The following is a 23,284-nucleotide window of genomic DNA, read 5'->3' as shown; positions in this document are numbered from 1 at the left end:
GATGTGACAGCAAGAGTTTCTGAAATGTTGCAGATGATTCAGTTTTTTTTCTGAATAAAATGTCGGTACTTAATGCAACATTTTGTTTGTAGCTGCTGTCAAACTTCAAGTATGAATGATTCTGAATTACTAAGCCAGATTTTAAACGGGAATATGAATGCCTTTACGTTTTTGGTAAACCGATACCAGAAATTGGTTGTTCATATTACTGGCCGCTTAATTCAGCGTCACGACGAGTTGGAAGATGTTTGTCAGGAGGTATTCCTGAAGGTTTTTCAGAATCTGGGGAAGTACCGCAACGAATGCAAATTGTCGACCTGGATAGCTACCATTGCTTACAACACAAGTATTAATTACTTGCGTAAATTCAAGAAAGGCGATGAGGTAAATCCTGATGACTCTGCGGCATTGCGTAATTTGACGGAATATCGGTCGGATGAATTTGAGAAAGCTGATTTGCACCATTACCTCAGGGCTCAAATCGAACTTTTACCTGTTCAATACCGAACCGTGTTGACCTTGTTTCATCTGGAAGAATTTTCGTATCAGGAAATTGAACAAATTACCGGAATGCCCGAAGGAACCATAAAAAGTTATCTTTTCAGGGCAAAGGCACTTTTAAAAGAAAAACTTAAATTTGTGGTTGATGAGGATAGCTTAAAATTAGTGAAGGAGATTAGCAATGAAAAATGAAGAATTAGATCAAATTATAGAAAAATCGTTTCGAACTGAACCCGGATTTCAACTGTCACCTGATTTTGCTACAAAGGTTGCATTTACCGTGGTTCGACGGGAACAATGGAAGACCGATTTACGCGAATATCTATATTTAACAGGAATCTTGCTGTCGCTGCTTGCCGTGGTTTCAGGCTTTTACTATTTTGTCGACAAAGCGTTTGTTATTCAAGCTGTTGCCTTTTTATCCAACAACATCATACCAGTCATTCTACTTGCTTTTCTTTTGAATTTTATCTGGTTTGCCGACCGAGTACTTCTGCGGTTACTTTTTACCAGGTGGAGCAAAACCTGAACTTAAGGCAAAAGTAAAAAGGCAAAAGTTCAAGAATTCACTTCTTCCTTTTGCCTTTTACTTTATCCTTTTTACTTGTATTTACCTTTTTCTCGGACTTTTATGATGAAGGTAAACGACTTGTCCAACAGCAGGTTCTTGTCCATCATCCATGCGGTTTCTGCGAAGCAACGGTTTTAAGCGGATTCCATATCTCTGTGCAATGTAATGCATGGTATCTCCGTTTTCGGTAACATGCTGTTTGTGTTGTTTGCTTGCTTTCCTGTATTTAGCTTCAATGTATAAGATTTCGTTTGGCCTTGGTTGCCTTCCTTTGCCGAAATCGTTATATGTATATAATTGCCAGTCCTTTAGTTTCAAAAATTTCGTAAGGCTTTGGTAGGTATCACCCTCAAGTACCACAACTGACCGTAAGCCGTTTCTCATTTCAATTTTATGAGCAGTATTCTTTTTCGCAGGTGTTGAAGGCCGTAGTGCTTTATTATGTGTTGTCTTTTCTTCTTCTTGTTTAATAGAAGCCAATTGACGGTTGTCACCATATTCGTCGTAAACATAGAGTTTGAAATCTTCAATAATTTTAATCAACCGCTCTGCGTAAGTCGGATCAGTGGCATAACCAGCCTGTTTCAAGCCGCGGGCCCAACCGGCGTAATCTTTCGGATCGAGTTGAAAAAGAAAACTGTAGCGGCTTCCTGCCATGAGGAAGTTGGAATGATCGACATAAGAAGCCTCTGCGTGAGCATATTTTCGGAAACACTCCCCTTTTGCATCATCATCGTGATATATTTTTTTACCTCTCCATTCACTTTTGCACTTAATACCAAAATGATTGTTCCCCTCAGTTGCAAGAACACTATTCCCATTTTGCGATTCCCAACAACCTTGAGCAAGTGTGATGCTGGCTGGGATTCCGCTTCGTTCCATTTCAGAAATAGCTAACGGATAATATTTTTGAATGTATGCTTCACGGCTCATCTGATTTTGTTGAGCAAAACCAGGTATAAACATGAAAAATGAAATAACGAGTAGAATATATTTAATCATAACTTCCGTTTGAGTCTTCGCAAAAATAACAAAATGTTGCAAGTAAGGATCATTGTCAAATAACAAGTATTAATGTACATTTGGACAAAACTGTTCAGGAATGAAAACGACCGAAATCAAAATTGTAGTACACGAGTTTGCAAATATTGTTGAATTACCTTTAAACGATCAGAATTTGTTGATGGAAGCCAGACGGATTACAGAACAGGCTTATGCGCCTTATTCCGGATTTCATGTTGGAGCGGCAGTTTTGCTCGAAAATGGGATGATTGTTACGGGGAATAATCAGGAAAATTCAGCTTATCCATCGGGATTGTGTGCCGAGCGGGTCGCTTTATTTTATGCTAATGCCAATTATTCTGATTCGGCAGTTAAAACAATTGCCATTTCAGCTTCTAAAAGTGGCGCTTTGGTAAACGAACCGGTGAAACCATGTGGTTCGTGCCGGCAGGCACTGGCAGAAACAGAGCTGCGGTTTAAAACTCCAATCCGTATTATTCTCGACGGACAAGATGGCATTTTGGTATTAAATGGTGTGGAAAGTTTGTTGCCACTAAGCTTTTCGAAGAAAGCGCTTTAACAATCGCTTATAAAAAAACTGATCCGATGACTAAGAGTCATCGGATCAGTACATTTACACAAGCCAATCAAGAGCTTATTGAATTTCAATCTGTCGTACCAAGCTGTCTTTTTGCTCCACTTTTTTCGGTAGTTCGATAACCAAAACTCCATTTTTGTGGGTTGCCTGTATGGCTGTCGCATCAATGTCTTTTGGCAAAGCAAACGAGCGTTGGAACGAAGAATATCTGAACTCAGAACGAACGACCTTTCCCTTTTCCTTTTCTTCTTTTTTGTCTTTCTTTTCAGAATAAACCAATAGGTAGTCGTTTTTCAGATCAATTTTAAAATCGTCTTTTTCGAGGCCGGGAGCTGCAATTTCAATTTCGAACTTTTCGTTGGTTTCGTAAATATTTACAGCCGGAGTCGATTTCCAAGCTCCTTCTTCAATGTAATTTGGAAGCAAATTTCCATTAAAAAATTCATCAAATAATCCCGGTAGGCTTCTGGTTTTAAATACTGGTAACATAGTTTAATTCCTCCATTTTTAATTGTAAAATCTTGTTTTTTTATTGTTTTCGTAGAATACATTTCAAACAGAATGCCATTGGCTATTTTGTTGATTAATAGTGCCATAAAGTCATTTTTAGTGTCAATTATTCCATTTCAGTAAAATTCTAAATGACAATATTTCCGGAAAAGTTGGAAGAGAAGCTTTCGGGTGGATTCCCGGGTAAAGACAGCCATTAAGAAAAAGACTAAAAACACTTTTTCTCAAAAAAAATTTGGATGGCGTTTATTAAAAATCCTACATTTGCCGTATCAATTTACGCAATGGGGTGCCTTCCCGACGAAAGTCGGGGTAATTACAGGCTGAGATCACACCCACCGAACCTGATACGGGTAATGCCGGCGAAGGGATGGCGAAAGGGAATTACTTGCCTCATTGGTTATTTATTAACCATTTTAAAAAACAAGAATGAAACGGATTTTTTTGACATTGCTTTTGCAATGTGTCGTATTTTGGGGATTTGCCCAATTCACCCTGAAAGGAACAGTGAAAACTGAAAAAGGAGAACGGCTGGTTGGCGCCAACTTAATGCTTTCGAACGGCTTTAACGGAACAACAACTGATGTGAATGGCGCTTATCAGTTTAAAAACCTGAAGACAGGAGTTTATCAGCTGGCAGTAACTTTTATCGGTTACGAAAAGCAAATCAAAGAAGTAAAATTGACTGGAGACCAGACGCTGGATGTTGCTTTAAAACAAGACAATATTTTGGCTGAAGAAGTTCTGGTATCGGCTACACGGGTGAAAGAAAAGACACCGGTAGCTTTTGCAACGGTAGAAAATTCGGAAATCAGAGCTAACAATATGGGACAGGATATTCCGTATTTATTGGGCTTAACTCCTTCTTTTGTGACGACTTCGGATGCCGGTACTGGCGTGGGTTACACCAATTTTAGGATTCGGGGAACTGACCTGAACCGAATCAATGTGACAGTAAATGGTATCCCAATGAACGATGCCGAATCGCACGGAACCTGGTGGGTTGATATTCCGGATCTGGCCTCTTCAACCGACAACATTCAGGTACAGCGCGGTGTTGGAACTTCGACCAACGGCGCCGCAGCATTCGGAGCCACAATCAATTTACAGACGACAACAATCAGCAAAGAAGCTTTTGCCGAATACAGCTCATCGGCCGGTTCGTTCGGGACACTGAAAAATTCGGTTGGTGTCGGAACGGGCTTGCTTAAAGGAAAATTTACATTCGATGCCCGCTTGTCGAAAGTCAGTTCCGATGGTTTTATCGACCGTGCATCTTCCGACCTGAAATCTTTTTTTGTTTCCGGAGGATATTTTACAGACAAAACAATCCTGAAACTGAATGTTTTTTCAGGATTGGAAGATACTTACCAGGCCTGGAATGGCGTTCCTTCAGTTCGTCTGAACAACGATTTGGCTGGGATGCAGCGTTATGCCGATCATTACCTGTATTCGCAAAAGCAGGTCGACGAAATGATCAGTTCGAATAACCGCACCTACAATCTTTACACTTACCCCAATCAAGTCGATTATTACCAGCAGGATCATTACCAATTGCTGTTTTCTCATCAGTTCAGTCCGGAGTTAAGCCTAAATGCAAACGGTTTTTACACCAAGGGTAAAGGTTATTATGAGGAATATAAAAATGAGCAGAAACTGGCTGATTACCTGATTACTCCACCAGTAATTGGTAGTGAAACAATAACCAATTCCGACTTAATTCGCCGAAAATGGCTCGATAATGACTTCTATGGAGTGACATTTTCCATAAATCGGAAACAGGCAACCAGCGATTTCACCTTTGGCGGTGGCTATAATGTGTACGATGGAAATCATTTTGGTAAAGTGATCTGGGCACGCAACGCCGGTGATTCAGAAATGAATCATGAATGGTATCGCGGAACTGGTTTGAAGAAAGATTTCAATGTATTTGCCAAATACAATTACGAATTGGCTGAAAACCTGAACTTGTTTGCCGATTTTCAGTACCGTAAAATAGATTACTCGATCACTGGACTGGATGATGATTTGCGCGACCTGACCCAAAAGCATAATTTTGAATTTTTTAATCCAAAAGTTGGCCTTTATTATCAGTTAAGCGAAAAACAAAATGTTTATATCAACTTTGCCCGAGCCAATCGTGAGCCCAATCGTGCTAATTATGTCGATGCCGATCCAAAAGGGAAACAGCCAACTTTCGAAACGTTAAACGACTTTGAATTGGGTTACAAATACAACAGTTCGCGACTTGCTTTGGGTGTAAACGCTTACTTCATGTCATACCTGAATCAATTAATCCTGACGGGTGAAATCAACGATGTGGGTGCGCCAATTATGACCAATGTTGACAACAGCTACCGTGCCGGATTGGAACTGATGGCTGGGATGAAACTCACCACAAAGTTGAAATGGGACGTGAATTTGACCCTCAGCCAAAACAAAATCAAAGACTTTACCGATTATGTTGACGATTGGGACAATGGCGGACAAATTGCAACCAAACTGGGAACTACAGATTTGGCATTTTCTCCGGATGTAATAGCAAACAGCCAGTTAAGCTGGATGGCTGCAAAAGGGTTGAATGTCAGTTTACAATCGTATTCGGTGAGCAAGCAATACATCGACAATACTTCGAGCAACGACCGGAAACTCAATGGCTATTTTCTGAATAATCTAAAATTCACCTATCATGTTACTCAGAAATTCGCTAAAGAATTCAACTTACACCTGATGGTGAACAATTTGTTCGATACCCAATACGAGAACAATGCCTGGGTTTATTCCTATGTTTACGAAGGGCAGCGCTGGGCAATGGACGGATACTTTCCTCAGGCCGGAATTAATTTTATGGTGGGATTGAATGTGAAATTCTAAATCCCTGATACCAGATTTTATGCCCGTTGGCTAAAGCCAGACGGCAAAGGATATTGCATAAACCATCAAAAGTGGGTATCCATTGCCGTTTCGCTTTAACGAACGGTGCGATGTTATTGGTAGCCTGATTTTATTAGTTTTCAGGAAGACGATCAATTCTGCTTCAGGAAACGTTTAGCCAAATATCTGCGTACCGGTTCGTCGTACAACTTCAGGCAAGCATAAGCCAACAATACATTCCAGGCCATTACACCCAACGACATTGCCCAGCTGTCGCCAAAAGTATAAAGTTTGCTTTTGATGAGCCATGCATAAAACAGATACATGAATGGATAATGCACTACATATAGCGGGAACGAGATGTTGCCCAAAAATTTGCATATTGCTGTCGATATCTTATCGGTTGTAGCACCGGATGCGCCCAACCAAACGAGGATGGGAAAGGCAATTAAGATACAGAACGATTCGTAAATACCGTTCATGCTGACAGGTTCAACAGGTCCGAGAAAAGGCACCGAGAACAAAGCTACCAAAGCAGCCGAGCCAATCCAGAAAGCACCTCTCACTTTCACCGGCTGAAAAATGCGCGACAGGAACATCCCCATTGTAAACGGGAAAAGCATACGCAACGAACCGCCCAGAAAATTTACGGTATCAAGGGTCCAACCAACGCCTATACTTCCGTAGGTAGAAATATTGAACGTGGCGAACCACGTGAGGGCAATGCCCAATACCACGACCAATGCACCTAAAACTTTAGTGGACAAACGACGGATGAACAAGGCATAAAGGATATTGCCGATATATTCGAAAAACAGCGACCAGAGTGGCCCATTCAGAGGAAACATTTCGCCGTTTCCGCGCACTTCGTAACCCGAACCAGGAATAGCAGGGATAAAGAACAAGGTGCAAAGCATGGCAAGCATGGTTAGCGATGTGGCAACCTGTGTGCCGTTCCATTGCACGCTGCCATGAATGAAAAATGTGATGGCACCTAAAACGACACCCGCTACCACCAAAGGATGAAGACGAATCAAACGGCGCTTGAAAAATTCTTTCATCGAAAAACCTTTGTTCCAACGGTCGTCGTAAGCATAACCGATAACAAAACCTGAAAGAATAAAGAAAAAATCAACAGCCAGGTATCCATGGTTGAAGTTCTTTATGCTGCCATCGCCCACACCATTGACCGCTCCGGCAAAGCCAAAGCCTTCGTTTACATGATACCAGACAACTAAAAGAGCCGCCACTCCCCGCAATCCGTCCAAAAGGTTATAATGCGGCTTGGTGTCGGCAAATGCATTTGAAGAAATTTTTGACATCTGTTTTGTTTGCGTTTATATTATCCAGACCGCAAATTAGTCTTATAAAAAGAATTTCCATTGAATCTGACCAAAAATGTACTCCATCTTCGGGTGTCGGATCTATTTGTCAGATAGTAGTAATAATGTTTTTCATTGAAGCTGAAATCGCTTTCACGACGAGAGCAAAGCTATAAAATTTGTCAGATAAAAAGTGATTGCCTTGAGGGAACACCAGGGAAATCATCGCTTGAAGGAAAAAATCTACTTAAACAGAATCCCCTTAAAATTCGGGTTCACATTATTACAAAAACGTCAGCAAATAGCCCAGCAGCGATCCGCCCAATACGATAAATGCAGAATTAATTCGACGGAAACCAAACGTAAAAATGGCGCTGATTACAGCAATGAGGATGGTTCGCCAATCGGTAATCGAAATTTTGCCCATTTCAAAGCAAATTGCCGCAATAATGGCTATCGATGCCACATTCACGGCGTCTAGAAATGCAGAGAACAAGTTCGAATTCCTCATTTTCCTGACCAATGGATTGAGCATGGCTACAAAAGCAAACGACGGCAGAAAGATTCCGATGGTTGCAACAATGGCGCCTTGCCATCCGGAGATTTGATAGCCCACAAAAGTTACCGCCGAAAATACAGGTCCGGGAGTGAATTGCCCGACTGCAATGGCATCAATCAGTTGCTGGCGCGAAAGTAGCCCGGTTGAAACCAGTTCGGTATCCAGAAAAGCAAACAGCACATAGCCACTTCCATAAAGAATGGCACCAATTTTAAGGAAAATAAAAAAAAGATTAAAAGCTGAAGCCGAACTAACCGCTCCTGAAATTGACAAGAGCGGCAGAGGAACGAGAACTTTTGCCTTGTTTTGGGCAGAGTTCAGGATTAAAAAGAAGAAACCAGCACCAAAAAGGAGGTAAATTTCGTTGACTCCGAGCAAAGAAAGAATCAGCACGATTGCTCCAGTGATTGCCAGTGGAATAGTCTTTATCGACTTTCGGGCCAGAGGGAAAATTGCACCAAGTATAATGGCGATGATTGCAGGTTTAATTCCATAAACGAATGGTTGATTTTCAGGGAGTTGCCCGTATTCTTTGTAGAGCCAGGCAAAAATACTAGTGATGAAAACGGCAGGCAAGATAAAGCACAATCCAGCTATGATTAATCCTTTCCAGCCAGCCCGTTCGTGCCCGATGTGAATGGCCATTTCGGTGCTGTTTGGTCCGGGGATCAGGTTCGTTGCGCCAATCAGATCAAGGAAGTGTTGTTCAGTCAGCCATTGCCGTTTGGCAACAATTTCAGTCCGCATCATGGCAATATGCGCCGCCGGACCACCGAAGCCGGTTATGCCGAGTTTTAGGAATACTCCGGCAACTTCTCTCAGATTACTTTTGCTCATTCACTTTAAAATCTTGATTGCTGAAGGGTAGGCTGTCGGGAATCTTCACCACATTAAATTCGAAGTTGGCCGCACGATGACAAGCGTTGCAAGTGTTTGTCAGGTAAGTGAAATTGGTCTTAAAAAGCGTAGGATCTTCCTTCTTGATCGCCTGATTGATGCTATCGATGGCTGGATTGATCATTTTTATCAACTGACTTTCTTTCCGGTCAGTTTCGTATTTCTGAATATCTTCTATCGCTTCCATTATTTCGTGAATCTCGAAATCGGCCAGCTTCCAGTTCTGGTTTTGCCCGGCAAACCAGAGTTTGGAATGATGAGCCTGAATGCCGCTCATAAATTCGCCAAACCCGGGCTTATAACTTTCGGCCAGCTTCAGTTCCAGACTGTCAATCCGGTTTTGTAAGTTCTGCGAGTTGTTTTTTTGTTGGCCGCAGCCCCAAATCCCAATGAAGAGTAATACCAAAAGAATCTGTTTCATTTCGCTGACGAGTTTAAGTTATATAATCCTCACTAGCTAAACGAATGACAAACACCTGATGTTCACAAAATTCAGGAAATGGAAGTTACTGATTCATTTCCTTCAGTATCTTTTCAACTTCTTCTTCCGTTTTGTGTAGTTTGTCTTTGCAAATGGTAATCAGCGCCGAAACCCGGTTCACCTGCTCGGCCAATTCATCCACATCCAGTTCTTCACTTTCAATCTTTTCCAGAATATCTTCTATTTCTGTAATTGCCTCTTTGTAAGTTACTTTTTTCGTTGCCATATTTTTTAGTTAGAGACGCACGATCGTGCGTCTGTACATTAATAATATTATTAGTCACCTTGAGATGAATAATTTAATGATCGCTAATGCTTTATCTTATCCACAGTACTTTCAGCAGTTCCATCGCCCAGCCTCGTTTCCAGCAGGTCTCCTTCCTTTATTTGCCTGACTGATTTCACGATCTTGCCGTTCAGCATGGTCAGCGAATAACCACGTTTCAAAATATTCTGCGGATCAACCAGTCGCAATTTTTCCTGGATCGAACTCAGGTTTTTCTTTTCAGCCCGAATGGTCTCCGTACTCCGGATTTTAATCAGGTATTGAAACTGGCTCAGTTGATTTTTGCTTTTCAGCATTTGTTCCCGAAAAACAAAGTTCAACTTATTTCCTGATTGATCGAGCAAATGATTCTGGCGGGTAACAAAGCGGTTGGTTTTATTCTTTGCTCCCATGGTCAATTGTTTCAATTCCGATTGTTGCCTTTTCAGAAAAGCTTCAGTTCGGTTGGCCAACTGAATTTGTGCAATCTTTAGCCTATTTTGCTGCGCAACAATCATTTCATTCACCAGATGACTGAGCAAATCAGCCGCATCGTTCAGCCTGTTTTTATTCTCTTCCAGTTGTTCGTTTACCAGTTCTATAAAATGACTTTCCAGTTCATTTAATTGCTGCGAAAACTGTAATGCGCCAGAAATCAGGAATTCAGCCACAGCAGTTGGCGTTTTCATTCGGGTATGAGCCACCATATCAATTACCGTATCGTCTTTGTCGTGGCCAATTCCGGTAATGACCGGAAGCGGGAATTGCGCGACATTGAATGCCAGTTCGTATTGATCGAAACAAGCCAGATCAATCTGAGCACCACCGCCACGAATAATGACCACCGCATCAAACATGTCTTCGTATTCAAAAATCAGGTCAAGCGCATTCATGATGCTTCGTGGCGCTTCGGTGCCTTGCATGACCGCCGGGAACAGTTTGGTGTAAAAAACAAACTGATGCGGGTTGTTGTGCAACTGATCCAGAAAATCCTGCAATCCGGCAGCAGTGGGAGACGAAATGATGGCAATTCGTTGAGTTACCAACGGCAATTCAAGTTCCTTATTCATTTCAAAAACACCATCTTCCTGAAGTTTTCGAATAATTTCGCGGCGTTGCCGAGCTAAGTCACCTAAAGTATAAACCGGATCGATGTCGCGGATATTCAGGCTAAACCCAAACACTTCGTGGTATTCAACTTTGGCTTGCAGCAATACTTTCAGCCCTTCAGTAAACGTTTGCCCGGAGGTCGTTTCGAAGTATGGTTTCAGCATCCGGAACGTGTATGACCAAATGGTAGCGCGGCAACGGGCAATTACGGTGTCGGTTCCCGATTCAGTCTCAATCAAATCGAGGTAACAGTGTCCACTTCGGTTAACGGTCATTTCGCTGATTTCAGCTTTCACCCAAACCGGCATCGAAAAAGTGTCGTCGAGACTACCTTTTACCTGTTGTTGCAATTGATATAATGAGAGTTGCTGATCGTTCATTTCTTTTGTTTCGCGTTACGTGTTTCGAGATGCGAGTTTACACGGAACTCGAAACTCGCAACATTTTTCGAACATTAAATTTTATCTCGTTTTTATCAACTTTATCAGTTCTTCTGTTTCTCCGGAACGAATACTCAGGATTAAAAATCCCTGAGGCAAGTTAGCAAGATTCTTCAAAACAATGGTTTCTTCCGAATTGAAAGTGGACTGCCAAAGGCAAATCCCCTGAAGATTGGATATGCTTACCAGATAGTTTTTATTATTTATAGTGTTCAGGTTTCGAAGGAAAATAGATTCTGAAAATGGGTTTGGCGCAACCGTCCACGAACTTTTCTCTTTTAATTTGTTAGCGCTATTTACTTTCAGGTATTTGTCGGCTTTTTCAAAATCAGGAATTCCAAATCCAACTAATGAATCGGGTTTGTCGTATTGATTGGCAGACTGCTCAATGGCCATTTTAGCCATTTTAACGCCTGCATATGGATTGGCTTGCAGAAGGCAGGCTCCCATTCCTGCTAATACCGGCGACGAAAAGGAGGTTCCGCTTGAATAGCCGACAGTTCCATTACTGGTCACCAATGTTGTACCAGACCCCATGGCAGCCACATTCGGTTTTATTGCTCCGCCAAAAGCCGGACCCACTGAGCTGAAACTTGCCCGAAATCCGTCTTTGTCAACAGCTGCCACGGCAATTACATTTTCACCGTCGGAAGGTGCGATAATTCGTTTCCATGACTTATTCGCTTCGTTTCCGGCACTGTTAAAAACCAGAATCCCTTTCTGAAAAGCCATGTTTGCAGCTTGAGTCACCCGGGTTGTCTTTCCATTTAAGTCAGCATAGGAGTGATTCATCAGCGAATCATTAAATTGAGTGTACCCGAGCGACGAATTGATCACATCGACACCCAAACTGTCAGCATATTCGGCAGCTGCAACCCAATTATCCTCTTCGATCAGGTATTCAGAACTAACATCTTCTGAACGGAGCAGGTAAAATGAGGCATCAGGAGCAGTGCCAATTAAACTTCCGGGGATATTGCCGCCCATACACGAAAGAACGCTCATTCCGTGGTAGTTTTGAGTGTAAATGTCAGACGTTGGATCTACAAAATCGCGGGTTCCAAGTATCCGATTCGAATTTCGTAAACTATCGAAGGCTTCAATGGTGTTGACATTCAGGAAACCTGCGTCCAGGATTGCAATTTGGATGCCTTTCCCACGAAACCCCTGACGGTGCAGATACTGGCCATTTAACTGAGAAAGTTGAGTAATCGCGTCCCCATAATTTTCCGGATCATATTCCGTATTCAATACTTCCTCACTAAATTTATTGCTGATCGACTTCAGAACATTACCGGGCTTGGTGAGCTGAACCATCGTAACAAAAGGAAGAGTAGCAATTTTTTTAATCAGTGTTGTATCTGAAGTTCTGACTGTTGCGCCGTTCAGCCATTTCGAGGTATGCACAATCTCCAGTCCACGATTTATGAGAGAGTCAATATAATCGGGCGATACTGGCAGGTCGGTTTCGTCGATTAAAATATGCTGTCTCGTGCGACGGTCGATTGATCGTTGCGACAAAAAAGCTTCAGGCTGATTAATCAGGTAAGGCGTTCCCTTTTTGTCTTTCAGTTGAACCCAATACGAGTTTGGCGCTGCTTCTTGAGCCGTCAAAACCAGCGTTGGAAACAGACCCAGCAGAACAATTATCAGTAACCGTTTCATCGTGGAACTTAATGAAGTTGCATCAATCGCATGTATTCTTCCGGATTCTGCATAAATTTCTCTGGATCGGGAACACTATCACCTTTCGATTTAAATGTGCCAGTTCTTTCTTTTTCAATTCTAGACTGAACTTCCGGATTTAATAATTTTCCAAGCTCATATTTAAGTATGTACAAAAGATCTCCCTCCTGATTGTAATACAACCATTCCTTATCGCGGGTATCGCTGGTATAAATGGCATCCAATTCAAGACTACCGTTGGGAAACCAGGTTTTGAATGTTCCGTTCAGGCGACCTTCAGAATAAGTGCATTCCATAAAGGTTTTTCCATCCTGAAAATAAGTCCGGTAAATTCCGTTTAGCTTGTCGTTTTGCCAATTCGATTCTTCCAACAGTTCACCGGTTTTGTAAAATCGTTTGCTGGTTCCGTTTTTCTGACCATTCTGATAGGTTTCAGTCGAAACCACTTTGGAGTCGAGCATATAAGTCCATTCACCCATTTTCTTTTGTCCGGAATATTTTCCCTGAGCGATTGGTTTACCGCGCTCATCAAACAGTTGAGCTTCTGATTCGTCGCTGCCTTCCTCAAAATTCATCACGGCTTTTAGTTTTCCGTTCGGGTGAAACCGTTTCATTTCGCCGATCGGTTTATCGTCTTTAAAAGTTGCCTCATAGATCAGCTTTCCTTCAGCGTCCTTCTTTGTCCAGAAGCCCTGTTTTTTACCTTGAGCATCAACCTGATTTACCATATTTTGAGCAACAACAACTCCCGACATCAGGAGGAATAAACAAATAATCAATCCGCGCATATCATATCATTTTACAAGCCTCTAAGATAAAGATTTATTTGGCGGAATTGATTTGAGGAGTGAACTCTATACCTTTTTTGACTTCAGTTAATTTAATTTAACATACATCGTAATTTTGAATTGTTTATTTTTGGTTTACAGAATAGAAACAATGTTTTGCAAAAATTAATTTAACAATGTTTAGCATGAAACAATTTTTACTTTTAGCGCTAGTTTTTTGTTTTTGGTGTAGTTCGGCAATTGCCCAGTCTAAAATCGAATTCGGAGTAAACACCGAAGGATCCCTTTTGATTTTCGGTGACATTCCTCATTATTCTCAACCCAAAAAAAACACCTTAGGTGCCGGAATCGGCGTTTATGCCTCGCGTAACATTGCAGGAAAACTCTCAGCCGATCTAGGTGTAATGTACCGGTTTAAACAACTGAAAGAGTTTTACGATATTGGGTCTATGGCTTATGGTTATGGTGGTTATGATAGTAGTTCATTGTATTCTCCGACAACCGTGCAAGGATGGAAATCTTTTCCGCTGCATTATGTCGTAGTACCGTTCCATTTACAATACCTTGCTTATAAAGATCTATTTGTCCGTGGTGGCATTGAGGCCAGTTGGTTGACCAATTATGATACGGGAAACGACAAAACGGAGTGGAACTGGACTCTCGGGTTTGGAAGTCAACATCACAAACTAAAATGGTCAGTCAATTATATCCGGGGATTTAAAGATGTAGGGTTTGCAAATAACTTATTTACCATAGATGGAATGCGTTCAGCAACAATTTACCAGAACAATATGTTGCAATTGAGCCTTTCGTATCCGATTTGGTACAGAAAATAGTTTAATTTTGATGCTGTAACCCAAAAATCACATTATCGCTATGGCCGAATTTGTTCGCACAACCAGCGAAAATACCGACTTCAGAAATCTGATTCATGCCTTGGATGAGGATCTTTATCTCCGGAACGGAGAAGCTCAGTTGCAATACCGTCAGTACAATCAAGTTGATCTGATTGACCATGTTGTAGTTGTTTATTTCGAAGAAAAACCGGTTGGTTGCGGCTGCTATAAAAGGTTTGACGACAAAACAGTTGAAATGAAGCGGATGTTTGTTCTGGCAGAAATGCGCGGCAAACAACTGGCAGCCCAAATGCTTCAGGAGCTCGAAAAATGGGCTGTTGAAGAAGGCAATACTGCGGCAGTGCTGGAAACCGGTTATCGTCAGGTTGAAGCAATTCGGCTGTACACCATCGCTGGTTATTCGCTTATTGCAAACTATGGACAATACATCGGGATGAAAGAGAGTATTTGTTACCGGAAAGAATTGAGATAGAATTATATTCGCCAACAATCTGGGAAATGCAAAGATTTTCAGTTCATGTTCCTAACGATCCATACACTTCAATGGAAGATACACGGACGACCGGCTGAAGATCTATAATAGTATGTTCAAGCCGGCTTTTCTGCTCAATGGGCAAAATATTCCGGAAGGAAAAACATTGAAAGAAATTGGCTTTAAATACAGTAAAATTGGAAATTAATGAATTCTAAATTCTAACTATACCGGAATTACGCGAGTAGCCAAAAGTATTTTGGCCGATATTGTTAGAGGTATGTTTCTGAATTCGTCAACACATCTTTCATTATTGGAAGAACTGAAATGTCATGCAGAAAATACCAGTGCAACCCTTTCAGCCAAAGACTTTGAGGGGTTAGGCCGAAACATCAGCAAAAGCTGGCAGTTGAATCAGAAATTAGATTCAGGAACAAATACTCCCGAAATTCAAAAACTTATTGATCGAATAGCTCCGTGGTCGATTGGACACAAATTACTGGGCGCCGGAGGCGGTGGATTCATGTTTATTATGGCTGGCGACGAAAAAGCTGCCAATCAAATCAGGCATGAATTAACTACCAATCCGGTTAACAACCGAGCCCGCTTTGTCGATTTCAGCATTTCAAATTCAGGACTTCAGGTTACCAAAAGTTGACCATCGACTGAACCGGGCATAAAAAACCTCCAATGCGTTTGTCTATTGACAATCACATTGGAGGTTTTCTTTTACAGGCGCTCTACATTTCCACCACAATCCCGATACTTCCCGTAATCAGGTTCCGGGATTCCGGAGCAACAACCTGACTTTCGTTACTCCGCCACCACGTTTTGGCATAGCCTAAACTTCCTACTACACGGTAATAATTCAGCAAGCCTGAATTGCGAAGTTTCCAATCAAACCTAAATTCAGACATCACCGTCCAGTCGTAAATTCCATCCTTCGTAAAATTTTCATAAGGGTATTTTATCATAGCCCTGCCTGGTTCTTCATAATACTGACGATAAACATCACCGTAAATTTGGTAAATATTGGTACTTGCCAAATCATTTGTACCATGAATAATCAGTTTATTATCAAGAGACAATACCAGATCAGGAACTGCAACATTTACCAACTTCAGATTCAGTTCTGATGAATTAGGCGGAAGGTAAAAACCCAGATTAAATTCATCGTGAGTATAAGTCAGATCCACAGCCCCACTTCCAAAGGTATTAAATTCGGTTTCAGGATAATGAGTATAAACAAATGGAGAAAGTCGGGTGTATTTTAGTGTTGAAGTTGTGCCAGGAATCAATTCGGAGATCAGGTTCGATTTCCAACCCAGTTGCCAGGCGTACCGGTTATGAGGCATTCGAAACAATTTTCCTGATGTTTTAAAATCAAATTCATCGACCAAGAATCCGCCCCAAATTTTTCCAACTGACGGAATCAAAGTAGCCACATCAAAATACATGGTCAAATTATCATGATCGCCAACATCAATCTGCGTAAAATGAGGCATTACAAACGGAACCATGTAAGCCAGTTCGAAACGTTTCGACCAGATATTTCCTCCGCCAGCCGAAATTTGCAACCAGCGACTGGGCATGAATTCAACCAGATGATAGGTGAAATTCTTCTGCACCTGACCCAATTCGTACCCATAAATTTCACTTTTATAACTTGAATCCTGGTTGGCATACGAGAACAATGATCCCATCACGTAAGAATAGCGTATCCATTTGGCAGGCTGAATTTTCAGTTCAATTCCCGGGAATCGGCGTGCGGTGGACGAAAGCACCAGGTTATTTTGATCGTGCCCCCAGGCTCGTCGCTGATTATTTATGCTCATCTGGACTGCTCCGTCAAACCAGGAACCATTCAGTTCAGTGTGATAGATCATTCCTGCGGTAACATCCTTTTTAACCGGTTTTCCTTCGCCTGAGGTACCAGAGGCCAAAACATGTGCCCACATCGTATCAAAATTAAACTGATAGGGCAAGTAGGAATATCCAACCGATTCGTATGGAAACACAACCTTTTTGTCGCGGGTGTACGACTGGTAAAAAATATCCGGGGTAAGCCGTTCAATAGCAAGCCCCATCCCTGCAGTAAAAGTAAGGTGTTTGCCGAGATCGCCCGACAAATATGGCTCTCCAAGTAAGCTCATCGCCAAGGTTCCATTATCCCCAATTCCACTTCGAACCGACGTTTCGGCACTAAAGCCAGCTACTGCATAAGTATTTTTAGAGGCTTCCTGGTATATTTTCAGGCCATTATAATCCTGCATAATGTCGGCAAGTTGTTGCTGAACTAAACGTTTTTCGCGGTTCGACAAATTATCTTTGGCTATAAGCTTTATCAGAAGTTCAGCAATAAAAACTTTTGTGTACGGTTTGGCTTGAGGCAAAAAGCCCAGATCTCCCTTTGTTTCGAAGTAGTCGAGCAATTGATAAACAGGATAAATTAATGGAATAATCTTATTTTTCAATTTGAGGGTTGTCAAATCATAAACACCGGCAGACTGGCTAATCAGCAATTCGGAACCAGCATTTGAGATACTTCCTGAATCTGTTGATATGAATTCGTTATCCGCAATTTGAACAAATTCCGTTGAATTAGTCTTACCGGCTGTATGATCAGACTGATTGACAACCCGATTCGAATTAAAATCCTGACCAACAACTGGATAAGCGAAAATAAAAGAGCAAACGAACACTACCGAGGTAATTTTATTGAAATCCATACCAGCACATTTAAGTTCATAGGTAAATATAGGCAATTGAACGAAATAAAAATTCATATTTTGCTATCCTAAAAGGATAAACAACTCGCTTACGATCAAATTGTAATACCTGAAACCAGAAAAACCGATTTAAGTTGACACCAGCTCTGTAAATCTCATTTTCATCCCATTTGATAAAACTTTCAGAAATACACAACCTGAATAAAAGTAAATTGTTAATTCATTTTAAGCTATTAGCAATCTTGGTAAAATCAATAGAAAAAACGATACTTTTGTGTCGCAAAATAGTTTATTATTTAAAACGAATCTAAATTATGGCAACTTATAAAAAAGCACTTTTAATGATACTTGATGGTTGGGGAATTGGCGATGGTACCGCGCGCGATATTATTGCAACAGCTCCAACACCATTTTTGGACTACCTGAATGCCAATTATCCTCACTCGCAACTGCTAACTTGTGGCGAATATGTTGGCTTACCCGATGGCCAAATGGGAAATTCGGAAGTAGGCCACCTCAACATCGGCGCCGGACGTGTGATCTATCAGGACATGGTAAAAATCACCAAAGCCATCCGCGAAAAAACGCTTTGGACCGAACCACAAATCGTGAAAGCGTTTACCTACGCGAAGGAAAATAATAAAAATGTACACCTGATCGGGCTAATTGGCCCTGGCGGAGTTCATGCTCTGAGCGCGCATATGGTTGCTCTTTGCCAGATTGGAACCGACTTCGGACTAAAAAATACATTTATCCACGGATTGACCGATGGACGCGACACTGATCCACGTTCAGGATTGGGATTTCTGGAAGAAGACCTGAAAAGCCTCGAAGGCACCAATGGTAAATTTGCATCGCTGATTGGCCGTTATTATGGCATGGATCGCGATAAAAATTACGACCGGTTTAAATTGGCCTACGATTTATATACCGAAGGAAAAGGAACTCCTTCGACTGACTTGCTAAAAACAGTTAAAGAATCATACGAAGCTGGTGTTACTGACGAATTCCTGAAACCAATCGTGATGGTTGATGAAAACGGGAAACCATTGGCTACCATTCAGGAAAACGATGTGGTGATTTGTTTCAATTTCCGCACCGACCGTTTGCGCCAGACCACCATTGCCTTTACGCAGCAAGATCTTCCAGAATTTGGATTAAAAACCATGCCTTTGCAGTGGTACACCATGACCAATTACAAAGCCGATTTCAAAAATATCAATGTTATTTTCGACAAGCCAAATCTGAATAATACGATGGGCGAAATCGTTTCGAAAGCCGGATTGAAACAAATCAGAATTGCCGAAACTGAAAAATATGCGCACGTTACCTTCTTTTTCAGCGGCGGGCGCGAAGAAGAATTCCCGGGTGAAAAAAGGCTTTTAGCTCCATCACCTAAAGTCCCAACTTACGATTTCCAGCCTGAAATGTCGGCGCCAATGGTTCGCGACTTGATTGTTCCTGAATTGGCCAACGGGACTGCTGATTTTGTTTGCCTGAATTTTGCAAACGGCGATATGGTTGGTCATACCGGAGTTTACGAAGCCATTTCGAAAGCGGTGACTGCCGTTGATGGTTGTGTGAAAGCGGTTGTTGAAGCAGCCCAAAAAGGTGGGTATGAGATTATCATTATTGCTGACCACGGAAATGCCGACAACGCCGTTAACGAAGATGGATCGGCCAATACAGCTCACTCACTGAACCCGGTTCCTTGCATTTACATTTCTGAAAACAAAAACGTAAAAATCGACAACGGTATTCTGGCCGACGTTGCTCCTACCCTACTTTCAATCATGGGTCTGGAAATTCCGGCTGAAATGACTGGAAAAGTATTGATTGAAAAATAAAGTTGCTCAGGAGTCGGAAGACCGGAGACCGAAGCCTGAAGTTTAAACTTCTGACTTCTGACTACCGTCTTCCGACTTTCAAATTTCCACTATGCTCGAAATCGGCCGTACCATTATTAGTTTAGATATTCTGGAGAAGAAATTCCTTTGTGATTTACTGAAATGCAAAGGAGCATGTTGTGTTGAAGGCGATTCGGGCGCACCGGTTACTCCTGAAGAAGTGAAAGCCATTCAGGAAGCTTATCCTGAAGTTGAACCTTACTTATCAGAAAATCATCGGAACGAAATCAGCAAACAAGGTTTTGCAGTAATTGATCTGGATGGAGATTTGGTAACGCCACTTGAGAACAACAAGCAGTGCGTGTACACCTACAAAGAAAACGACATTCTGAAATGTGGCATCGAAAAAGCTTTTCTGGATGGAAAAATTACTTTCAGAAAACCTGTTTCCTGCCACCTTTTCCCAATACGAATTACAGAATACAAACGATTTGACGCAGTAAACTACCAGCAGATCGACATTTGTAAGCCCGGACGTGAGTGCGGAAAGGTCGCAAAATTACCACTCTATGTTTTTTTGAAAGAACCTCTGATCAGAAAATACGGTGAGGAATGGTACGAACAATTGCAATACGCTGCCGAAAATATGCCGGGAAGAAAATAGTCATTGGGAAATTGTCATTTACTAATGACTAATGACCTCCTCCTATTAGGCAACAATCTCAATCCGGTTTTTTTCCGGATCATAAACAGCACTTTCATAATAGCCATCTCCGGTCATTCTTCCGGGACTGATAATCTCAAAACCATCATGCTGAAGCATTTCCGTAATTTGGTCAACACGCTCGCGTGAGCCAACTTTAAAAGCAAAATGAGCAATCCCTGAATAGTGTTTCCGGTAATCGTTTCTATTATTCGTTACGGTTGGCATTTGCATTAACTCCAGCCTACATTCACCTTCGAACGAAAGAAAATATGATCTGAACTCTTTGGAATGATTGTAGTACCCTGAACCAGAAGACGCATTAAAATAATGCGTATAAAAATTACGCATACCTTCCAAATCACGGGTCCAAATTGCTAAATGTTCAACTTTCATAACTGAAGTATTAGTATTTGTTGTTTTCATCGTATGGCTTCCCACTCATCATAAAACTGAGTTAAATAGTCTTTCATAAACAGATGCCTTTGTTCTGCAACAACTCTGGCTGCATTGGTATTCATCCTATCTTTCAGCAATAACAATTTTTCATAAAAATGATTAATTGTTGGCGCTGTATTGTTTTTATAGTTCTTAAAATCATCGTGCATTACGGGTGATATTGACGGATCATAGATCAGCCGACTCTTATGGCCTCCATAAGCGAACGTTCGGGCTATTCCAATGGCGCCAATGGCATCCAAACGATCTGCATCCTGAACAGCAGCGGCCTCAACAGAACTAACCGGTGTTTCAATATCAGCTCCTTTAAACGAAACTTCCTCAATTACCTGCAAAACATGGTCGGCTATCCTTTGTTCGACACACATCGAATCTAACCACTTTTTTGCTCTCGAAGCACCTTCATTTTCTGAATCTGCCAGTTTCCAGTCATCCAAATCATGAAGCAATGCTGCCATCTCAACAATAAATAAATCACAACCTTCCTGTTCTCCAATCCGAAGAGCCATTTTTCTCACCCGATCAACATGAAACCAGTCGTGCCCGCTCCCCTCCGAACGAAACCGGGATTCGATAAACTGTTCTGTATTTTGTATGATTTCAGTAGTATTCATTTCCTTTCAAATTTAATTCATTTACGTTCTTCTTTGGAACATCACGAGCAATTTATTTTACAATTTTATAATCTAGCAAATAAGGTCCAGTAAGCAAATGAGCATCGCATGTTTGAATGTGAATTATCTTGCTGAGAGAAAGTCACATTCAGACCGACAAACAAAACTCCGACGAAACAATTCCGAAATTCGAGAAATATCCTGACTTACCAGTATTTTAAAGCAAGATTTCCAAATACCTTGCCTATTTTTAAGGCTAAACAGAACAATTATATACTTTTGAAGTGTCAAATTGCTGTTCAATCGGCTATTTAATACTAAATTATGAGGAGGCTTGAAGTTTTGACTATCCCTGCTATGTTGCAGGCAAGTTATAGGGATTTTGCAGATAGTCAGTCATTGATATTTGTTGGTGAGGAAAACCTGACTTATAAACAACTGGAAACTGAAGTGAAAAAAGCAGCACTTCAACTTCAATCGATTGGAGTTAAAAAAGGCGATAAAGTCGCTATCTTAAGTTTGAATATGCCACAATGGGGCATCGCATTTTTTGCGACCAGTGTACTCGGAGCAGTCGTTGTTCCAATTCTTCCAGACTTTCATCCGAACGAAATAAAAAATATCATTTTACATGCTGATGTATCAGTTGTATATGTGTCAGAAACATTGCGCTTAAAACTTGAACCGATATCTGAGTTAACCGTCATTAGCATCGAAAATTTTCAAATTGGTTCTGGCAAAACACAGGCATTATTCGGCGATATGGACGAGCAACTTTTCGAATATCCTAAAGTGGAAGAAAACGATCTTTGTTCGATCATATATACTTCCGGAACAACCGGAAAATCAAAGGGAGTTATGTTGACCCACAAAAATATCGTTTGGACTGCCCAGCAAAGCTGGATTATTCAAAACGTTGTTCCGGGCGACCGTTTCCTTTCCGTTCTGCCACTTTCGCATACGTTCGAAAACATTTTAGGGCTCATTCTTCCAATCAAATATGGGGCAACAGTCAATTACCTGAAGAAACCTCCGGTAGCCTCAATTCTATTGGCAGCGTTAGAACAAGTGAAGCCAACAATCATGCTGGTAGTACCTCTGATCATCGAAAAAATATACAAGTCAAAAATACTACCTGAGATTAACCGCAAGTTGATCTCTCGAATACTCTATAAAATTCCGGTTTCAAGAAGACTATTACACAAAGTCGCCGCCAAGAAACTCTTTGCAACATTTGGTGGCAAACTGAAGTTTTTTGGTATTGGCGGTGCAAAACTGGATGATAATGTCGAACGTTTTCTGATGGAAGGTGGATTTCCTTTGGCCATTGGTTATGGCATGACTGAATCGTCACCATTGCTTGCCGGTGCTGGCGTGGGCAAAACCCGTTTCCTATCAACCGGATTACCGGTAGAAGGTGTACATCTCAGAATTGCTCAACCTAACCTAAAAACTGGTCTTGGCGAAATTCAGGCCAAAGGTGAAAATGTAATGATGGGTTATTACAAAGAACCTGAACTAACTAAAAATGCCTTTACTGAAGATGGCTGGCTGAAAACCGGGGATCTGGGGTGCTTTGATAAGGATGGCAACCTTTACATCAAGGGCCGGATGAAAAACATGATCGTTGGATCAAGTGGGGAAAACATATATCCTGAAGAGATTGAGTCGCTCATAAACCGGATGGAATACGTACTCGAATCGCTTGTTGTCGAACAAAAAGGAAGACTTGTCGCTTTGGTACATCTAAACATGGAAGAGCTTGAAAATAAATATCGGAACATGAAAACAGAAGCAGTTCTGTATTTGAACGACAAAACGGATGAGATTCTGAAAGAAATTCAAAACAAAGTAAATATTGAGCTCAATAAGTTTTCACAGATTCAACGCGTAGTACTTCAGCCCATCCCTTTCGAGAAAACACCAACACAAAAAATAAAGAGGTTTCTTTATTAAAATTTCAAATTGATTTTATAACGGTTTTGCTGAAACTTAAACA

At 41.3% G+C, this 23,284-nt stretch carries 22 protein-coding genes and 1 riboswitch; of the genes, 10 read left to right on the top strand and 12 right to left on the bottom strand.

Annotation, left to right across the window (positions count from 1 at the left end; genetic code table 11):
• Positions 1 to 111 precede the first annotated feature (111 nt).
• Positions 112 to 693, top strand: coding sequence for an RNA polymerase sigma factor (locus tag AQPE_RS15520; RefSeq protein ID WP_318347416.1), 582 nt, complete (start codon positions 112 to 114; stop codon positions 691 to 693).
• Positions 683 to 1,030 carry a hypothetical protein gene (locus AQPE_RS15515; protein WP_318347415.1) on the top strand — a complete coding sequence of 116 codons (348 nt, stop codon included), beginning with the start codon at positions 683 to 685 and terminating at the stop codon, positions 1,028 to 1,030. The genes AQPE_RS15520 and AQPE_RS15515 overlap by 11 nt, the downstream gene beginning before the upstream one ends.
• Positions 1,031 to 1,111: 81 nt before the next feature.
• On the opposite strand, the gene AQPE_RS15510 is transcribed toward AQPE_RS15515, so the two are convergent.
• Positions 1,112 to 2,074 carry a glucosaminidase domain-containing protein gene (locus AQPE_RS15510; protein WP_318347414.1) on the bottom strand — a complete coding sequence of 321 codons (963 nt, stop codon included), beginning with the start codon at positions 2,072 to 2,074 and terminating at the stop codon, positions 1,112 to 1,114.
• A gap of 100 nt (positions 2,075 to 2,174) precedes the next feature.
• On the opposite strand from AQPE_RS15510, the gene AQPE_RS15505 reads away from it, so the two are divergent.
• The gene (locus AQPE_RS15505) at positions 2,175 to 2,654 is read left to right on the top strand and encodes a cytidine deaminase (RefSeq protein ID WP_318347413.1); all 480 of its coding nucleotides are present in this window, start codon (positions 2,175 to 2,177) and stop codon (positions 2,652 to 2,654) included.
• 75 nt (positions 2,655 to 2,729) lie between these two features.
• Here AQPE_RS15505 and AQPE_RS15500 read toward each other — a convergent pair whose 3' ends face one another.
• Positions 2,730 to 3,161: an Hsp20/alpha crystallin family protein gene (locus AQPE_RS15500; protein ID WP_318347412.1), complete on the bottom strand. Its 432-nt coding sequence runs from the start codon at positions 3,159 to 3,161 to the stop codon at positions 2,730 to 2,732.
• A gap of 296 nt (positions 3,162 to 3,457) precedes the next feature.
• A riboswitch (TPP riboswitch) is annotated at positions 3,458 to 3,570 on the top strand.
• 41 nt (positions 3,571 to 3,611) lie between these two features.
• Between AQPE_RS15500 and AQPE_RS15495 the strand changes: the two genes are divergently transcribed.
• Complete coding sequence (locus AQPE_RS15495) at positions 3,612 to 6,056, top strand: TonB-dependent receptor (RefSeq protein ID WP_318347411.1); 2,445 nt, start codon at positions 3,612 to 3,614, stop codon at positions 6,054 to 6,056.
• Between the two features lie 152 nt (positions 6,057 to 6,208).
• Here AQPE_RS15495 and AQPE_RS15490 read toward each other — a convergent pair whose 3' ends face one another.
• The 7 genes from AQPE_RS15490 to AQPE_RS15460 all read right to left on the bottom strand — a co-directional run bounded on the left by AQPE_RS15490 (position 6,209) and on the right by AQPE_RS15460 (position 13,604).
• Complete coding sequence (locus AQPE_RS15490; protein WP_318347410.1) at positions 6,209 to 7,378, bottom strand: acyltransferase family protein; 1,170 nt, start codon at positions 7,376 to 7,378, stop codon at positions 6,209 to 6,211.
• Between the two features lie 283 nt (positions 7,379 to 7,661).
• Complete coding sequence (gene chrA / locus AQPE_RS15485; protein WP_318347409.1) at positions 7,662 to 8,774, bottom strand: chromate efflux transporter; 1,113 nt, start codon at positions 8,772 to 8,774, stop codon at positions 7,662 to 7,664.
• Positions 8,761 to 9,255, bottom strand: coding sequence for a hypothetical protein (locus tag AQPE_RS15480; protein WP_318347408.1), 495 nt, complete (start codon positions 9,253 to 9,255; stop codon positions 8,761 to 8,763). The genes chrA and AQPE_RS15480 overlap by 14 nt, the downstream gene beginning before the upstream one ends.
• Positions 9,256 to 9,340: 85 nt before the next feature.
• On the bottom strand, positions 9,341 to 9,541 hold the full coding sequence (gene xseB, locus AQPE_RS15475) for an exodeoxyribonuclease VII small subunit (RefSeq protein ID WP_318347407.1): 201 nt from the start codon (positions 9,539 to 9,541) through the stop codon (positions 9,341 to 9,343).
• Between the two features lie 83 nt (positions 9,542 to 9,624).
• Positions 9,625 to 11,070 (bottom strand): exodeoxyribonuclease VII large subunit, encoded by a 1,446-nt coding sequence (gene xseA / locus AQPE_RS15470; protein ID WP_318347406.1) that lies wholly within the window; start codon positions 11,068 to 11,070, stop codon positions 9,625 to 9,627.
• Positions 11,071 to 11,151: 81 nt separating this feature from the next.
• Positions 11,152 to 12,795, bottom strand: a complete 1,644-nt coding sequence (locus AQPE_RS15465) for a S8 family serine peptidase (protein ID WP_318347405.1) — start codon at positions 12,793 to 12,795, stop codon at positions 11,152 to 11,154.
• 8 nt (positions 12,796 to 12,803) lie between these two features.
• Positions 12,804 to 13,604 (bottom strand): toxin-antitoxin system YwqK family antitoxin, encoded by an 801-nt coding sequence (locus AQPE_RS15460; RefSeq protein ID WP_318347404.1) that lies wholly within the window; start codon positions 13,602 to 13,604, stop codon positions 12,804 to 12,806.
• A 185-nt stretch (positions 13,605 to 13,789) separates the two neighbouring features.
• Here AQPE_RS15460 and AQPE_RS15455 point away from each other — a divergent pair, with 185 nt between their 5' ends.
• From AQPE_RS15455 to AQPE_RS15445, 3 genes are all read left to right on the top strand, one after another.
• Positions 13,790 to 14,440: a hypothetical protein gene (locus AQPE_RS15455; protein WP_318347403.1), complete on the top strand. Its 651-nt coding sequence runs from the start codon at positions 13,790 to 13,792 to the stop codon at positions 14,438 to 14,440.
• 40 nt (positions 14,441 to 14,480) lie between these two features.
• Entirely contained in the window at positions 14,481 to 14,933 is a 453-nt protein-coding gene (locus tag AQPE_RS15450; RefSeq protein ID WP_318347402.1) for a GNAT family N-acetyltransferase, read from the top strand.
• A 280-nt stretch (positions 14,934 to 15,213) separates the two neighbouring features.
• Entirely contained in the window at positions 15,214 to 15,591 is a 378-nt protein-coding gene (locus AQPE_RS15445) for a hypothetical protein (RefSeq protein WP_318347401.1), read from the top strand.
• Between the two features lie 82 nt (positions 15,592 to 15,673).
• Here AQPE_RS15445 and AQPE_RS15440 read toward each other — a convergent pair whose 3' ends face one another.
• Positions 15,674 to 17,662: a hypothetical protein gene (locus AQPE_RS15440; protein WP_318347400.1), complete on the bottom strand. Its 1,989-nt coding sequence runs from the start codon at positions 17,660 to 17,662 to the stop codon at positions 15,674 to 15,676.
• Between the two features lie 314 nt (positions 17,663 to 17,976).
• Between AQPE_RS15440 and gpmI the strand changes: the two genes are divergently transcribed.
• Positions 17,977 to 19,509, top strand: coding sequence for a 2,3-bisphosphoglycerate-independent phosphoglycerate mutase (gene gpmI / locus AQPE_RS15435; RefSeq protein ID WP_318347399.1), 1,533 nt, complete (start codon positions 17,977 to 17,979; stop codon positions 19,507 to 19,509).
• 91 nt (positions 19,510 to 19,600) lie between these two features.
• Positions 19,601 to 20,173, top strand: a complete 573-nt coding sequence (locus AQPE_RS15430; RefSeq protein WP_318347398.1) for a DUF3109 family protein — start codon at positions 19,601 to 19,603, stop codon at positions 20,171 to 20,173.
• A gap of 45 nt (positions 20,174 to 20,218) precedes the next feature.
• Here AQPE_RS15430 and AQPE_RS15425 read toward each other — a convergent pair whose 3' ends face one another.
• Complete coding sequence (locus AQPE_RS15425) at positions 20,219 to 20,608, bottom strand: VOC family protein (RefSeq protein WP_318347397.1); 390 nt, start codon at positions 20,606 to 20,608, stop codon at positions 20,219 to 20,221.
• A 26-nt stretch (positions 20,609 to 20,634) separates the two neighbouring features.
• Positions 20,635 to 21,285, bottom strand: a complete 651-nt coding sequence (locus AQPE_RS15420) for an HD domain-containing protein (RefSeq protein WP_318347396.1) — start codon at positions 21,283 to 21,285, stop codon at positions 20,635 to 20,637.
• A 324-nt stretch (positions 21,286 to 21,609) separates the two neighbouring features.
• Between AQPE_RS15420 and AQPE_RS15415 the strand changes: the two genes are divergently transcribed.
• Positions 21,610 to 23,241, top strand: coding sequence for an AMP-binding protein (locus AQPE_RS15415; protein ID WP_318347395.1), 1,632 nt, complete (start codon positions 21,610 to 21,612; stop codon positions 23,239 to 23,241).
• Positions 23,242 to 23,284 lie beyond the last annotated feature (43 nt).

The sequence above is a fragment of the Aquipluma nitroreducens genome (genome assembly GCF_009689585.1).
Taxonomy (GTDB): domain Bacteria; phylum Bacteroidota; class Bacteroidia; order Bacteroidales; family Prolixibacteraceae; genus Aquipluma; species Aquipluma nitroreducens.
Note: the sequence above shows the minus strand (reverse complement) of the source record. Positions and strands in the feature narration are given on the sequence as shown.